The sequence below is a fragment of the Sphingobium xenophagum NBRC 107872 genome (assembly GCF_000367345.1).
Classification (GTDB): Bacteria; Pseudomonadota; Alphaproteobacteria; order Sphingomonadales; family Sphingomonadaceae; genus Sphingobium; species Sphingobium xenophagum.
This window is the reverse complement of record NZ_BARE01000007.1, coordinates 206,349-220,830: the sequence shown is the minus strand read 5'-3', so window position 1 is coordinate 220,830 and position 14,482 is coordinate 206,349. Positions and strand designations below refer to the sequence as shown.

13 protein-coding genes and 1 tRNA gene are annotated in these 14,482 nt (G+C 62.3%); 2 read left to right on the top strand and 12 right to left on the bottom strand.

Annotation, left to right across the window (positions count from 1 at the left end; translation table 11 throughout):
- Nucleotides 1-44 precede the first annotated feature (44 nt).
- The 10 genes from SX1_RS04790 to SX1_RS04745 form a co-directional block, all read right to left on the bottom strand.
- The gene (locus SX1_RS04790) at nucleotides 45-1,346 is read right to left on the bottom strand and encodes an MFS transporter (RefSeq protein ID WP_019052144.1); all 1,302 of its coding nucleotides are present in this window, start codon (nucleotides 1,344-1,346) and stop codon (nucleotides 45-47) included.
- Nucleotides 1,343-1,966: a retropepsin-like aspartic protease family protein gene (locus SX1_RS04785; protein WP_017182369.1), complete on the bottom strand. Its 624-nt coding sequence runs from the start codon at nucleotides 1,964-1,966 to the stop codon at nucleotides 1,343-1,345. The genes SX1_RS04790 and SX1_RS04785 overlap by 4 nt, the downstream gene beginning before the upstream one ends.
- Nucleotides 1,966-2,757: an MBL fold metallo-hydrolase gene (locus SX1_RS04780; RefSeq protein WP_019052143.1), complete on the bottom strand. Its 792-nt coding sequence runs from the start codon at nucleotides 2,755-2,757 to the stop codon at nucleotides 1,966-1,968. Before SX1_RS04780 ends, SX1_RS04785 begins: the two co-directional genes overlap by 1 nt.
- Entirely contained in the window at nucleotides 2,754-3,527 is a 774-nt protein-coding gene (locus SX1_RS04775; protein WP_019052142.1) for a TatD family hydrolase, read from the bottom strand. Before SX1_RS04775 ends, SX1_RS04780 begins: the two co-directional genes overlap by 4 nt.
- A gap of 4 nt (nucleotides 3,528-3,531) precedes the next feature.
- Complete coding sequence (gene metG, locus SX1_RS04770; RefSeq protein ID WP_019052141.1) at nucleotides 3,532-5,100, bottom strand: methionine--tRNA ligase; 1,569 nt, start codon at nucleotides 5,098-5,100, stop codon at nucleotides 3,532-3,534.
- Between the two features lie 43 nt (nucleotides 5,101-5,143).
- Entirely contained in the window at nucleotides 5,144-6,115 is a 972-nt protein-coding gene (locus tag SX1_RS04765; RefSeq protein WP_019052140.1) for a DNA polymerase III delta subunit-related protein, read from the bottom strand.
- A complete protein-coding gene (gene tmk / locus SX1_RS04760; protein WP_017182364.1) occupies nucleotides 6,112-6,738 on the bottom strand; it encodes a dTMP kinase in 627 nt (208 codons plus the stop codon). The genes SX1_RS04765 and tmk overlap by 4 nt, the downstream gene beginning before the upstream one ends.
- Nucleotides 6,735-7,898 carry a D-alanyl-D-alanine carboxypeptidase family protein gene (locus tag SX1_RS04755; protein WP_019052139.1) on the bottom strand — a complete coding sequence of 388 codons (1,164 nt, stop codon included), beginning with the start codon at nucleotides 7,896-7,898 and terminating at the stop codon, nucleotides 6,735-6,737. The genes tmk and SX1_RS04755 overlap by 4 nt, the downstream gene beginning before the upstream one ends.
- Nucleotides 7,899-7,945: 47 nt before the next feature.
- A complete protein-coding gene (locus SX1_RS04750; RefSeq protein ID WP_019052138.1) occupies nucleotides 7,946-8,881 on the bottom strand; it encodes a septal ring lytic transglycosylase RlpA family protein in 936 nt (311 codons plus the stop codon).
- A 73-nt stretch (nucleotides 8,882-8,954) separates the two neighbouring features.
- Nucleotides 8,955-10,001: a lytic murein transglycosylase gene (locus SX1_RS04745; RefSeq protein WP_043145265.1), complete on the bottom strand. Its 1,047-nt coding sequence runs from the start codon at nucleotides 9,999-10,001 to the stop codon at nucleotides 8,955-8,957.
- 135 nt (nucleotides 10,002-10,136) lie between these two features.
- Here SX1_RS04745 and SX1_RS04740 point away from each other — a divergent pair.
- Together SX1_RS04740 and SX1_RS04735 are read left to right on the top strand one after the other, a co-directional pair.
- Nucleotides 10,137-10,224 (top strand) — tRNA-Ser (locus SX1_RS04740).
- Between the two features lie 85 nt (nucleotides 10,225-10,309).
- Nucleotides 10,310-11,254, top strand: coding sequence for a phosphatase PAP2 family protein (locus SX1_RS04735; RefSeq protein WP_026149513.1), 945 nt, complete (start codon nucleotides 10,310-10,312; stop codon nucleotides 11,252-11,254).
- Here SX1_RS04735 and SX1_RS04730 read toward each other — a convergent pair.
- The gene (locus SX1_RS04730; RefSeq protein WP_019052135.1) at nucleotides 11,245-11,610 is read right to left on the bottom strand and encodes a PilZ domain-containing protein; all 366 of its coding nucleotides are present in this window, start codon (nucleotides 11,608-11,610) and stop codon (nucleotides 11,245-11,247) included. The two genes, SX1_RS04735 and SX1_RS04730, sit on opposite strands and share 10 nt — an antisense overlap.
- 124 nt (nucleotides 11,611-11,734) lie before the next feature.
- On the bottom strand, nucleotides 11,735-14,461 hold the full coding sequence (gene secA, locus SX1_RS04725) for a preprotein translocase subunit SecA (protein WP_017184402.1): 2,727 nt from the start codon (nucleotides 14,459-14,461) through the stop codon (nucleotides 11,735-11,737).
- Nucleotides 14,462-14,482: the final 21 nt, after the last annotated feature.

Here is a 14,482-nt window from a genome sequence, read left to right as displayed (position 1 = left end):
CACATATCATCCGCGCCTATGTTCGGCTCAGTGTCGGCTTCGCCTCAATCCTCCCGGATCAGGCTGGTTTTCGCCGTGTCCTTCATCCGCACATAGACGACCAGCGAGATGGCGATCATCACGCTGACATAGATATAGAATGCCTGCTCCATACCGGCCTGCTTGAACCATAAGGCGACCAGTTCCGCCGTCCCGCCGAACATCGTATTGGCCAGCGCATAAGGCAGCGCGACGCCCAGCGCGCGGATATGGGCTGGAAACAGCTCGGCCTTCACCACGGCATTGATCGATGTATATCCGGTGACGATCACCAGTCCGCCCATCACCAGCAGCCCGGCGACCAGCGGGTCCCTGGTCACTGCCAGCGTCGCAAAGATCGGATAGGTGCAAAGCACGCCCATAACGCCGAAGCCGATCATCAGCGGCTTGCGCCCGATCCGGTCGGACAATGCGCCAGCAACGGGCTGTAACAGCATGAATACAAAGAGCGTCGCTGCATTGATCTGCGATGCCGCCTCCCGGCTCAATCCGCTCGTATTGACCAGGAATTTCTGCATGTAGATGGAATAGGCATAGAAAGCGATCGTGCCGCCAGCGGTCAACAGCATCACCGTCGCGGTTTCACGCGGATGCGTCGTCAACAATTCGACGAAGCCCGATTTCGGCGCGCCCTCGGCCTTCGCCACGGCAAAGCTTTGCGTTTCCGCCAGCCCGCGCCGCAGCCAGAACACAATGACCGCCAGCCCCCCGCCAATGAAAAAGGGTATCCGCCAGCCCCATGCATCCAGTTGCGCCTCGCTCAGTACGGCCTGCAACACCAGCAGCACGCAGATCGCCACCAGTTGCCCGGCGATCAGCGTCACATATTGAAAGCTGGAGAAAAAGCCGCGCCGGTTCTTGCCCGCCATTTCGGAGAGATAGGTCGCACTCGCGCCATATTCCCCGCCAATCGACAGCCCCTGCATCAACCGCGCCAGCACCAGCAGCAAGGGCGCTGCGACGCCGATCGTCTCATAACCCGGCGTCACCGCGATCAGCAGCGATCCCGCACACATCAGCGCGACCGACAGCGTCAACCCGCTCTTGCGCCCGTGCCGGTCGGCATAAACGCCCATCAGCCATGCGCCGATCGGTCGCATCAGGAAACCGACGGCGAAGATGCCCGCTGCGCTCAGCAACTGGGCTGTACGGTCCTGGCTGGGGAAGAAGTGCGGTGCGAAATAGAGGGTGAAGGCGGCATAGGCATACCAGTCATACCATTCGACCAGATTGCCGGTCGAACCGCCGATAATGGCTTTCAGCCGCTCGCGCTGTGTCGGGGCGCCAGTTTCTATTGGGGCGGTCATGGCGTCAGCACCATTTCGCCATTCTGCACGCCCCAGCTTTTCAGGCGGGACAGCATGTTCATGCCGATTACATTGACCTCGCCAAAGCTGGATGACACCACGACGGGCAGATCGGTCGTTACAATCGGGCCGACGACCAGGCTGGCGATGCTGGACCGCCGCGCTTCCACCTTGCCATTGGCGGTGGTCATGACGACGCCGGGTGCGCCGACGTCATAGTTGAGGCCAGACGCGCGCGCGGTATTTTCCGATAGCGCGGTGATGGTCGCGCCGCTGTCTATCAGGAAACGGGCAGGCGTGCCGTTGATCGTCGCTTCGACCCAATAATGGCCATCGGGCGCTACGGGAATGCGGATCGACTGGCCTTGCGCCTTGGCTGGCGGCAGCGACGCCGGGCTTTCATCGACAAGATCGCCCTGCTCTGCCCAACGGCCGGTCAGATAGCCTTCGTCCTGCGCCAGTTTGAACAGGCCGAGCAGCCCGGCAAAGATGGCGACCCATAACAACGCCATGCGGAGCACGCCGCCCCAGGCCAGCCGCCGACCGATAAGCGCGGAGCCGACCAGCACCAGTGCCAGCACATACCAGATGGTTGATGCCGCCTGATCGCCGCTGTCCATCAATCCCCCTGCTCCACCGCTTCCAACATTATCACCATGCCGTCATAGCCCGGTTCGACCCCGCTGGGGAGGGTGCGGCGCAATGTCGCATAATCCATGCTCTGGTCCATATGGGTCAGGATCGCGCGACCGGGCCGGGCGGCGGCGATGCCATCCAGCGTCAGCGCCAGATGAGGATGGGTGGGGTGCGGCTTTTCCCGCAGCGCGTCCACCACCCACACATCCACCCCATCATACAGCGCCAGCATATCGGGCGTCAGGTCATGAAAATCCGTGGCATAGGCGACGGACCTGCCGCCATGGCTGAAGCGAAAGCCGGTCGAATAGATTTCGCCATGCGGCTGATCGACGCAGGCAATGTCGATGTCGCCGATCCGCAGGCCATCGGGCAAGATCCGCCCGTCGACGGTCGGGTGATAACCGTTGCGCCCTTCAAAGGCATAGCCGAAGCGCTGCCGCAGCAGGTTGAGCGTTTGCGATCGGGCATAGCCGGGCAGCGGCACGCGGCGATGATGAAACAGCTGCCGGACATCGTCGATCCCATGGCTGTGATCGGCATGGTCATGGGTCCACAAGATCGCGTCGATCGCGATCACATCGGCTGCGAGCAACTGGGCGCGCATGTCGGGCGATGTATCCACCAATATTCGCGTCGTCGCGCTTTCGACCAGAATGGACACGCGGGTACGGCGGTTTTTCGGTTCGACCGGGTCGCACGCCCCCCAGTCATTGCCGATGCGCGGAACCCCCGACGATGTGCCGCTGCCCAGGATGGTGAGTTTCAGGCTCATGCCACCTTCTTGAACAAGGCGCGGAAATTGGCGGAGGTAGCTGCGGCCAGATCCTCCAGGCTTTCGCCGCGCAGATTGGCGAGGAATTTGGCCGTGTCGGCGACGAAGGCCGGCTCACAGGGACGCCCGCGATGCGGCACGGGCGCCAGAAAGGGCGAGTCCGTTTCCACCAGCAACCGGTCAATCGGCAGGCGCGCGGCGGTTTCCTGCAAATCCTTGGCGCTCTTGAAGGTCACGATGCCCGATATGCTGATGTAGAAGCCCAGTTCCAGCGCGGCGTCGGCAAAGGCGCCACTGGCAGTGAAACAGTGAATGACGCCGGTATAGGCCCCCTTCCCCATCTCGTCACGCATCACCGCCAGCGTATCTTCCTCCGCATCGCGGGTGTGGACGATCAGCGGCAGGCCCGTTTCGCGCGCGGCGACGATGTGCGAGCGGAAGCTGCTGCGCTGCCGGTCGCGGTCGCTATGGTCATAATAATAATCCAGGCCCGTCTCGCCGATGCCCACGACGCGGGGGTGCGCTGCGCGGGCGACCAACTTGGCGGTGTCGATATGGGGATGCTCGTCCGCCTCATGCGGATGGATGCCAACCGTCGCCCACACGTCCGGCGCGCGGATCGCAGTGTCCAGCACCGCGTCCCACTCGCTTTCGCGCGTGGCGATGTTGAGCATAAGGTCGATGCCGGACGCGCGCGCACGTTCCAGCACATTCTGCTGCTTCTCGATCAACCCCTTGTAATTCAGGTGACAATGGCTGTCGATCAGCATGGGTTCACCCGTCCGCTTCGGTCAGTTCGAGCCGGGGAAAGAGCGGCTTGGGCGCGGCGAGGATGAAGTCGCTTTCGGCCAGTGGCGAATACCAGTGATCGCCGATCGCGTTGTAGCTGCGCTTGTCGGCGGGGATGCCCATATGATCGAGCAGCGCGGTCGCGCTGGCGGGGATGACCGGCAGGACCGCGACGGCCAATTGCGCGATCGCGATGTAGAGCGTCGCCAGCACCGTCTCCATCCGCTGCGGGTCGGTCTTGCGCAATGACCATGGCGCCTGGGCGTCGATATACTGATTGCAGGCAAAGGCGGCACGCAGCCATGCGTCGATCGCGACGGACGGCGCGAGATCGGCCATGGCGGCAGGCATGTCAGTGCGCACGACCCGGTCGATCAGATCGAACAACTCGCTGTCCGCCGGATCATGGCCGTGAATGGCTGGCAGTCTGCCGTCCAGATTCTTGGCGATGAAGCTCAACGTCCGCTGCGCCAGATTACCGAACGCATTGCCCAGATCGCTGTTGGAGCGCTGAACGATCGCCTCCGCGCTATAGCTGCCGTCATTGCCGAAAGTGACCTCCGACAACAGGAAGTAGCGCAGCTGATCCACACCGAACCGATCGGCCAGTTCGATCGGGTCGGCGACATTGCCAACCGATTTGGACATTTTCTCGCCCCGGTTGAGCAGGAAGCCATGACCGAAAATCTGCTTAGGCAGGGGCAGCTTCGCGCTCATCAGGAAGGCTGGCCAGTAAACCGCATGAAAACGCACGATATCCTTGCCGATAATATGCGTGATGTCGCCGCCTTCCGCCCAATATCTTGCCATGCGGTCGGCATCATCGGGATAGCCGCAGCCGGTCAGATAGTTGGTGAGCGCGTCAACCCACACATACATGACATGGCCATCGCTGCCGGGCACCTTGACCCCCCAGTCGAAGCTGGTGCGCGAAATGCTCAGGTCCGAAAGGCCGCCTTCGACGAAGCGTAAAATCTCGTTGCGGCGGCTGTCCGGACGGATGAAATCGGGCTGGCTTTCGTAGAGCGCCAGCAATTTGTCCTGATAGTTGGACAGGCGGAAGAACCAGCTTTCCTCGACCGTCCATTCAACCGGCGTGCCTTGTGGCGAGAGCTTGACGCCCCCTTCCCCGTCGGTCAGTTCCTTTTCGTCGTAGAAAGCTTCATCGCGGACCGAATACCAGCCCTCATACCGATCCAGATACAGGTCGCCATTGGCCTCCATCGCCTGCCAGATGGCCTGGCTGGCGCGATGGTGCGCCGCTTCGCTGGTGCGGATGAAACGATCATGGCTGATGTTAAGCCGATCGTTCATGTCACGGAAATAGCCTGACATTTCATCGGCCAGCGCGACAGGTTCGATCCCCCGGTTCCGCGCGGTCTGGGCCATTTTCAGGCCATGTTCGTCCGTGCCGGTCTGAAAGAAGACGTCGCGGCCTATCATGCGCTGGAAACGGGCGATCGCGTCGGTGGCGATCACCTCATAGGCGTGGCCGATATGGGGGCGGCCATTGGGATAGGAGATGGCGGTGGTGATGGTATAGGGCTGGGACATGCGATGTCCCTAGCGGCTGTTGCGTCGGGCGGGAAGCCGCTTTTCAGGCCGATGGTGGCGCAAGCGCCGCGACATGGCCGGCCAGTTCAAAAACGACCGCGGCCGGATCAAGCGACAGGATGACTGCCCCGCCCGCCAGATGCCGCGCCTTTTCCCAATGGTCGAGCGCCACGCCAAGTGCCGACCCGCTGCGATGCCGCGCGGCCTGCGCGATGAAGGCGGGCGCGCGCTCCAGAAATGCCTCATAGCGCGGCTTGGCGGATTTGATCGCCAGCGCTTTGGCCAGCGCCAGTCGCTGCCGATTGTCCCGGTCGCCATCCTGCGCAATCCGCGCCATCGCGCTTTCTATGTCCGCCAGGTTCAGGCCCAGATAGCGCAGCGCCTTGCCCGGCGACCCCTCGCCCGCGCGGATCAGCGCGTCAATCTCTGTCGGGGACAGGCTTTCATCCTTGCCGCGCAGGATGGCGCGCATCGCTCCGTCGCTCAGCGGATCGAAACGCAGCGTGCGGCAACGCGAACGGATCGTCGGCAGCAACCGGCCCGGCGCGTGGCTGACCAGCAGGAAGATCATGTCGGCGGGCGGTTCTTCCAGATTTTTGAGCAACGCATTCGCCGCGCCCCGCTCCAGATCGTCCGCACTGTCGATCACCACGATCCGCCGGGTCGAAAGCGACGGCGCGGACTGAAGCAACCGTTGCAGCCCGCGAACCTGATCGACGCTGATGTTGCGCGCGGTGACGCCATCCTTTTCCAGCGGGAACAGTTCGGCATAATCGGGATGGGCGCTCGCTTCGATCAGGCGGCGGATCGGGTGGCTTTCCGGCACGTCTAGCCCGGCCCCCACCACCGGCGGGCCTGCGGCGTCGGCCAGCAGACGCAGCGCCATCGCCCGTGCGAAGCTGCCCTTGCCGATGCCCTTTGGCCCGCTCAATATCCAGCCATGATGCATCCGCCCGCTCGCCGCCGCGTCGATCAGCGTGCCGGCCTGCGCGTTATGGCCCAGAAGGGACGTCATGGTAGCAGATCTGCCAGCGCATCGATCAGGCGGGCCGTGACCGCGCCGGGTTCGCCGGACGCATCGATCGCACGGAATCGCGCCGCCTCGTCCGTCGCGAAACGAGCGAAGGCATCCGCTACGGCGCGATGAAAGCTTTGGTCGCGGCCGCCAATCCGGTCCGATGCGCCACCGTCCCGCACGCGTGCCCGCGCTTCGGCCTCACCCGCTGGCAAGGTCAGGAACAAGGTCCGGTCAGGCAGAAAACCCTCACTGCCGATCCGGTGCAGCGTCACAATGTCCGCGTCGGATAGCGCCCCCTGCCCCTGATAGGCCCGGCTTGAATCGAGAAAGCGGTCGGACAGCACCCACGCCCCCCGCGCCAGCGCGGGGCGGATCGTCTTTTCGATATGGTCGGCCCGCGCCGCAGCAAACAGCAAAGCCTCCGCCCGCGCGCTCCAGCGATCCGCGCCGCCCGTCAGCAACAGCGAACGGATCGCTTCCGCGCCTTCGCTGCCGCCCGGTTCGCGCGTTTCCACGACCTCCAGTCCGCGCGCGCGCAGAGCGGCGGCAAGGGCGCGCAACTGGGTCGATTTGCCCGCGCCCTCCCCGCCTTCCAGCGTGATGAACCGTCCTTCTATCACCCGAACAGCGTTTTCAGGCCATTCCACAACCGGCCGAACATGCCCGCTTCAGCGACATCCGCGCCCGCGACCAGCGGCATAACCTGCGGCGGCGTGTCGGGCGTGGATACGATCAGGTCGGCAATCTTCTGCCCCTTGGCGATCGGCGCCTTGATCGGGCCGGTATAGACCACTTTGACGGAGATATTCGTCGATGCGGTGCGCGGCAGCGTGACCGCCAGATTTTGCGGCGCGACCAGCGGCACGCTGGTCGCGCTGCCCAACTGGACGTCAGCGGTTTCGACAGTCGCGCCCTTCTTGAACAGGGGCTGCGCCTTCCACGCCTTGAAACCCCAGTCCATGAAGCGGACCGATTCCTGGATGCGCCCGTTAAAGCTGGTCAGCCCGGCCACCACCATCACCAGGCGGCGACCATCCTGTTCCGCCGACCCGGTAAAGCCATAGCCCGCTTCTTCGGTATGGCCGGTCTTGAGGCCGTCGGCCCCGGCAATCTTGCCCAAAATCGGGTTGCGATTGCCCTGCGCAATGTCCGCGCCGCCCATCGTCTTGCCCCAGGTGAAGGATCGGGTGGCGTAGAAACGCTTATAGAGATCAGGCGTTTCCTCGATCGTTCCCTGCGCCAGCTTGGCCAGATCCTCGGCGGTCACATAGGTCACGCCTTCGTCCGGCCAGCCATTGCTGGTGCCGAAATGGCTGTTTTTGAGGCCCATGCGCTTGGCCTCCTCATTCATCAGCGCGACGAAAGCCTGCTCGGTCCCGGCAATCCCTTCGGCCAGAACGACGCAGGCGTCGTTGCCGGACAGGGTGACGATGCCATGCAGCAGATTTTCCACCGATACCTGTTCGCCCGCCGACAGGAACATGGTCGAACCGGCAGCCGGTCCGTGCCACTGCTTCCAGGTTTCCGGGCGTACGGTGAACATGGTGTCCAGCTTCAATTCGCCCTTCTGGATCAGTCGGAAGGCGACATGGGCGGTCATCATCTTGGCCATGGATGCGGGTGGCATCTTGGTTTCGCCGCCCTTGTCATACAGCACCGCACCCGACGACAGATCCTTCATATAAGCGATCGGCGCTTCGCTGGTGTAGGGCGGCGCCGCTGCGGTCAGCGGCTGGGCCAACAGCCCGGTGAAGAGGAGGACTGCGACGGACTTGTTCATGGGGCTGCCTTCAAATGAGATGGAATCGCTTGGTTGGTGCGCGATGTCTATCGCGCGTCATTAGCCATGATGCGGCCATTCTCAAACCCCTTGGCTGCGGCGGCGCGCACACCGGCCTGCGCGGCGTCCTGCGTGGGATAGGGGCCAAAGCGCACCCGCCACACGCCGTCGCCCTCCACTGCCCTGGCGCCGATGCGCTTCGCCAGCGTCTCGGCGCGGGCGCGGGACGAGAAGGCGGCGACCTGCACCACATAAGTCCGGGCGGCGACTGGCGCGGCGGCAGAAGCAGGGGCAGGAGCAACTGGCGCGACAGGCGTTGGCGCGGATGGCGCGCCCGCCTTTTCCACCACGAAGCCATCCTGCCTGGCGGGCGTTGGCGCAATTTCGCGCTTCGCTGGGCCGCGGACCGGCTTGGGCGGCGTCTTGGCGTTTGGCCTTGCTACGACCTTTGCTGCGGGACGGGCGGGCAGCTTGGCTCGCAGCGCCGTCAGCAAGGCGGGCGGGGTTTCCAGCCGCTCTGCCACCCGGCCATGGCTGCGCAGCGCAACCCGTTCCTGATCGGGCGGGCTGACGCGCCGCACCCGCACCGCCGCCGCGCCCTCGCCGATCACGCCCAACTGCTCCGCCGCGCCGCGCGACAGGTCGATGATCCGGTCATTGGCGAAAGGTCCGCGATCATTGACCCGGACCAGGATCGTCCGCCCGGTATCGAGCGCCGTCACCTCGACATAGCTGGGCAGCGGCAATGTCTGGTGCGCGGCGGTAATCGCCTCCGGCACGAAGGTTTCGCCATTGGCCGTCTTGTTGCCCTGCAACTCCTCACCATACCAGCCCGCATAACCGACAGCATCATAATTGGGCGCGTCTTCGGGCGTGTAGGTGACCTTGCCGACGCTGTAGGGGGCGCCAATCATCACGGGTTCATCGGATACCATCGCGCCCTGCGCCAGCGGGCGCGGCGATGACGCGGGCGGCGGTGGCATGGGCGGCTGCTCCCCGCCGCTGCACGATGCCAGCAATAGTATAAGTCCGGCCGCCAGAGGCAGCCTCCCCCCCTTATTTGACCGCATCGGCCAGCAACCCCACAGACAGAGCATAGAAATTGGAACAGTTATAATCCAGAATTGCCCGGTAATTGCCGGTCAGCAGATAGGCGGTCTTGCCCGGCCCGTCCGGCTCCAGCAGCGTCGCCATCACCGTATCGGCGGGCCAGGTGCCGCTTTGCGGGGTAAGGCCCAGCTTGCGCCATTCGGCCATGGTCAGCCATCGGCTATGCCGGTTGAATACGCGCGGGCAGCGCGCCGGATTGGTCTTTGCCGCTACGCTGGCGCGGTTCAAGCTGGACGGCACGGAGACCGCCACGCCCCAGGGTTGCCCGCGTCGCCATCCGGCCTGCACGAAATAATTGGCGATCGACGCCAGTGCATCCGCCTCACTGGTCCAGATGTCCGCCCGCCCGTCGCCATCGCCATCCTTGGCCAGCCGCAGATAGACCGACGGCAGAAATTGGGGATAGCCAGTCGCCCCGGCCCAACTGCCGACCAAGCGGCTGCGCGGCACACCATTGTCCAGCATCTTCAACGTCGCCAGCAGTTCCGGCTCGAACAGGGTGCGCCGACGCCCCTCATGCGCCAGCGTTGCCAGCGATCGGATCAGGTCGAAATCGCCGACATAGCTGCCATAATTGGTTTCATGGCCATAAATGGCGACCATGATCTCCTCCGGCACGCCGGTTTCCGCCTCTATACGGGCCAGACGCGCGCGATTGGCTTGATAGGCGGTCTGGCCGCGCCTGATCCGCGCGGCATCGACATGCTGGCGGCGATAGGGTTCGAAATTGGGGATGGGCGAATAAGCGCCACCGCCGGGTTGCGTCTGGTCCAGGGCGATGACCCGCGGATTGGGCGTCAGCGTCGGAAACACGCTGTCCAGCGTCGCGTCGCTGATCCCCATCGCCCGCGCCTTGGGGCGCAGGCTTTCCAGATAGGCGCGAAAATCCGTCACATCCTGTGCCTGCGCAACCCCCGGCACGACAGTGCCAGCCGTTACGCCAGCCAGTCCCAGCAACAGCGAAAATACAGACGAACGCAGAGAATCTCTCATCCCCCCGTTGTTGCACAGGCCGGACGGCAGGTGAATCCCCTTAATGGCAACTATGGCCCGTTTAGACGACGAACCGAGCCCCAGGCGATTTTTGCGCTTGGCAAGCCAGCACAGCGCGCTAGGAAGCGAGGCGACGGAAGGGTGGCAGAGTGGTCGATTGCAGCGGTCTTGAAAACCGCCGATGTGCAAGCATCCGTGGGTTCGAATCCCACCCCTTCCGCCAAAATGGTGCGTGTACCAAGGCATTTCGGATAATTCATATTAGGGCGTATATCCGTTTTTAACCGTATCTGGTGCATGCACCGGTCATGGCTACACAACTGCTCCAACCTGTTCGGTTCTCCGCCGTTCGGGTTCCTTTGTCTGGAATCAGCATTCCGCCGCTCTGGCTCGCGCTTGGGTTGCTGGGAATGATGGAAATTGGATGGCTGTTGATGTCTCCCCTTCGGCTGTCGGCAGACAGTTGGAAAGTGCTGAACGTCATACTGCCCTTTGTCGTTATAGGCAGTTGGGGCGCTTTCCGCCTAGCTGATCGACCGCGGTTACATATGCTTTGCCGGGGCGGTGCATTCATGTTGATCGCATGGCCTGTACTTCGTTTGTACAATCATTTGACCATGTCGATCGCCTACCCATTCGCCGATAACTGGCTCGCGGCGGCGGATTCCTTCTTGCGTTTCGATTGGTTGCAGTATGCCTTGATGCTCGACAGGCACCCCACACTGATTCAGTTGATGGACTATAGCTACACAGGCTTAAGCACGTATTCGATTGGCCTTTTCGTCATTCTTCTGCTTGGCCGTGATCCGACCCGACGATGCCAGGAATTGATGGTGCTGTTTTTTACTAGCGCCTTGATATGTTCATCGGTGGGAATGCTCTTTCCCGCTACAGCAGCCGCATTACATTACCGACCTCAGAGCGCGCTGTTCCACAATGTGGATCCGTGGGTTGGAATCTATCATATGCGCCACTTGCTGGCATTACGAACAGACCCGCAGCATGTGCTGGACCTGAACAACTTGCCTGGTTTAGTCACATTCCCGTCATTTCATACAGCCATGGGAATTATTGCCATCTATTGTTCTCGCGGGACGCCTTGGTTGTTTTGGCCATCATTGATCATCAACATTTTGATGATCAGTTCTACGCCGCTGTTCGGCTCTCACTATTTGATCGATGTTATTGCTGGAGCGGTTGTTGCTCTTGGAACGATTTTGTTTATTCGTCGGCCTCGCGGTGCTCAGGCGTAGGTTCCGGGCGCAATCCGTTTCAGGCTGATTTCGCGTTGCGGGGTTGGGGCCACGGTGCTGACAGATGGCTCGGCGATCACCGCCAATGGGTCTATCTCTCGGCTCAGCAACAGGCCGCAACGCTCCACGCCGCACCAGATCACCGTGCCGCATACTTCCAGATAGTCGGCAATCACCGTAACGCGCGCGCCGATCGGCGGTAGATACAGGCCGGTGACGAGCGCGCCGTAGGAGGAGATATTCAGGATGGTGACAGGTTCGGTGACGCCGTCCCATAAAAGCGTCGCGCGCGCATTGGCTATGAAGCGGCTTTCGCGGCGACGTTGGACCTGCGGCCTGTAATGGATGCTGTTCATCGCTGTCTCCCGGTTTCCCCCCAGGATCAGATGTGAATCTGTCGCAGCAATCTTGCAGAAGCGATAAGCGGGCTGGTTAACCGGGGGGGCAGGTATGAACGGGTCTCTGCCCCCCGATTGGAAATCAGGCCAGCGCGCCGTGGCAATGCTTGTATTTCTGGCCCGAACCACAGGGGCACGGCGCATTGCGGCTGATGTCCAGATTGGCGAATTCGCCGGCCGGGACCGCAGGCGCGCGCGGGATCGTCGTCGTGATCCCGCCAAATGTCCCCGCATCGAAATCGGCGCTGTTATCTTCGCCGGAGAAAGGATCGATATGGGTCGTGATGAAATCGGGTAGCACGGGCAGGTCGAATTCGGGCAGCGGCGCATCCATGCGGAACTGCACCCGCGCGATCGATCCCGTCACATCCTCCCGGATATTTTCCAGCATCCGCTCGAACAGGGCAAAGGCTTCCTGCTTATATTCGTTGATCGGCGTCTTTTGCGCATAGGCGCGCAGATGCACGACCTGCCGCAGCGCATCGAGCGTCGAGAGATGCTCCTTCCAGTGATGATCCAGGCTCTGGAGCAGGATCGACTTTTCGATCATGTGCCAGTCCGCCGGATCGACCTCCCGCACCTTGTCCGCGACGGTTTCGTCGGCCAGGGCGGAGAGCCGCTCCTCGATCATTTCAGGATCGACAGCATCTTCGGCCAGCCAAGCGTCGAAATCCGGCTCAAGGCCCAGAATTTCCAGCGTACGCGCCTTCAGCTTGGCGATGTCCCATTGTTCGGGATAGGTGCCGGGCGGGCAGCTGCTGCCGACAATGTCGTTGACGGTTTCATGGCGCATGTCGGTGACGACATCGTCGACCGTCTCTGCATCCATGATGTCGGACCGCTGCTCGTAAATCACCTTGCGCTGGTCGTTCATGACGTCGTCATATTCGACGACCTGCTTGCGAATATCGTAGTTGCGCGCCTCGACCTTCTTCTGCGCGGTCTCGATCGCCTTGCTCAGCCATTTGGAGGGGGGCAGCGCTTCGCCATCTTCCAGGTTGGACCGGATCATCTTGGCGAACATTGTGTCCGGGCCAAAGATGCGCATCAGGTCGTCGTCCAGGCTGAGGTAGAAGCGCGACAGGCCAGGATCACCCTGACGCCCCGAACGACCGCGCAGCTGGTTGTCGATACGGCGGCTTTCATGCCGCTCGGTCGCCAGCACGAACAGGCCGCCCGCCGCCAGCACTTCGGCTTTCTCCGCCGCAATTTCCGCCCTGATCGCTTCGATCGCGGCGTCGCGCTCCGGCCCTTCGGGCATGTCGCGCAATTCATCCTCGACCCGAAGTTCCAGATTGCCGCCCAGCTGGATGTCGGTCCCGCGTCCGGCCATGTTGGTGGCGATCGTCACCACGCCCTTGCGCCCGGCCTGCGCCACGATGTGCGCCTCGCTCTCATGGAAGCGCGCGTTCAGCACCGCGTGCGGCACGCCTTCCTGGTTGAGGAATTCGGACAGCATTTCGGACTTTTCGATCGACACGGTGCCGACCAGCACTGGCTGGCCCTTTTCCGAATGTTCCTTGATCGTGCGGGCAATGCCGCGGAACTTGTCCTCGATATTCTTGTAGAAACTGTCCTGCTCGTCGATCCGTTGCACCGGCTTGTTGGTGGGGATGGTGACGACGTTCATCTTGTAGATTTCGTAGAATTCGGTCGCTTCGGTGGAAGCCGTGCCGGTCATGCCCGAAATCTTGGGATACATGCGGAAATAATTCTGGAAGGTGACCGACGCCAGCGTCTGGTTCTCCGGCTCGATCTGGACGCCTTCCTTGGCTTCCACAGCCTGATGCAGCCCGTCGGACCAGCGGCGCCCGTCCATCATGCGGCCGGTAAATTCGTCTATGATGACGACCTTGCCGTCCTTGACGATATAATCGATGTCGCGGCGGAACATCACGACCGCGCGCAGCGCCTGGTTCACATGATGGACGACCTGCGTATTTTCAAAATCATAGAGGTTGCTGCCCTGTAGCAGCCCCGCCGCCTCCAGCAGCCGCTCGATCTTTTCGGTTCCCTCTTCGGTCAGGGTGACGGAACGCTGCTTCTCGTCCTTTTCATAATCGGATTCGTCGATCTGCTTCACGATCGCATCGACCGCGACATAGAGTTCCGACTTGTCGTCGGTCGGCCCGGAAATGATCAGCGGCGTGCGCGCCTCGTCGATCAGGATCGAGTCCACTTCGTCGACGATGGCGAAATTGAATGGGCGCTGGACCATCGACGCGCGGTCATATTTCATATTGTCGCGCAGATAGTCGAAGCCCAGCTCGTTATTCGTCGCATAGGTGATGTCGGCGGCATAGGCGGCGCGGCGCTGATCCTCGCTGATGTTCGGCACGATCACGCCGGTCGTCAGCCCCAGGAAGCGATAGACCTGCCCCATCCATTCGCAGTCACGGCTGGCCAGATAGTCGTTGACGGTAACGACATGGACGCCCTTGCCCTCCAGCGCGTTGAGATAGGTGGCCAGCGTCGCCACCAGCGTCTTGCCCTCACCCGTCCGCATTTCGGCGATTTCGCCGCGATGCAGGACGATACCGCCCACCATCTGCACATCGAAATGCCGCATGCCCAGCACCCGGACGGCAGCTTCGCGTACCGTTGCAAAGGCTTCGGGCAGCAGGTCGTCCAGCGTCTCGCCAGCGGCCAGCCGTTCACGAAAACGCACCGTCTGCGCTGCCAGATCCGCGTCGTTCAGCGCCTGAACCGATGGCTCGAACGAGGCGATCTTGTCGACGATCTTGCCCAGCGACTTCACATAGCGTTCGTTGGACGATCCGAAGATGGACTTGGCGAGGGCGCCGAACATGCAAATTCCTGACACAATAGG

Coding starts and splice junctions, on each gene's coding strand:
- SX1_RS04790 (WP_019052144.1), bottom strand. CDS start 1,346: ATGACCGCCCCAATAGAAACTGGCGCCCCGACACAGCGCGAGCGGCTG.
- SX1_RS04785 (WP_017182369.1), bottom strand. CDS start 1,966: ATGGACAGCGGCGATCAGGCGGCATCAACCATCTGGTATGTGCTGGCA.
- SX1_RS04780 (WP_019052143.1), bottom strand. CDS start 2,757: ATGAGCCTGAAACTCACCATCCTGGGCAGCGGCACATCGTCGGGGGTT.
- SX1_RS04775 (WP_019052142.1), bottom strand. CDS start 3,527: ATGCTGATCGACAGCCATTGTCACCTGAATTACAAGGGGTTGATCGAG.
- metG (WP_019052141.1), bottom strand. CDS start 5,100: ATGTCCCAGCCCTATACCATCACCACCGCCATCTCCTATCCCAATGGC.
- SX1_RS04765 (WP_019052140.1), bottom strand. CDS start 6,115: ATGACGTCCCTTCTGGGCCATAACGCGCAGGCCGGCACGCTGATCGAC.
- SX1_RS04755 (WP_019052139.1), bottom strand. CDS start 7,898: ATGAACAAGTCCGTCGCAGTCCTCCTCTTCACCGGGCTGTTGGCCCAG.
- SX1_RS04750 (WP_019052138.1), bottom strand. CDS start 8,881: ATGCCACCGCCGCCCGCGTCATCGCCGCGCCCGCTGGCGCAGGGCGCG.
- SX1_RS04745 (WP_043145265.1), bottom strand. CDS start 10,001: ATGAGAGATTCTCTGCGTTCGTCTGTATTTTCGCTGTTGCTGGGACTG.
- SX1_RS04735 (WP_026149513.1), top strand. CDS start 10,310: ATGGCTACACAACTGCTCCAACCTGTTCGGTTCTCCGCCGTTCGGGTT.
- SX1_RS04730 (WP_019052135.1), bottom strand. CDS start 11,610: ATGAACAGCATCCATTACAGGCCGCAGGTCCAACGTCGCCGCGAAAGC.
- secA (WP_017184402.1), bottom strand. CDS start 14,461: ATGTTCGGCGCCCTCGCCAAGTCCATCTTCGGATCGTCCAACGAACGC.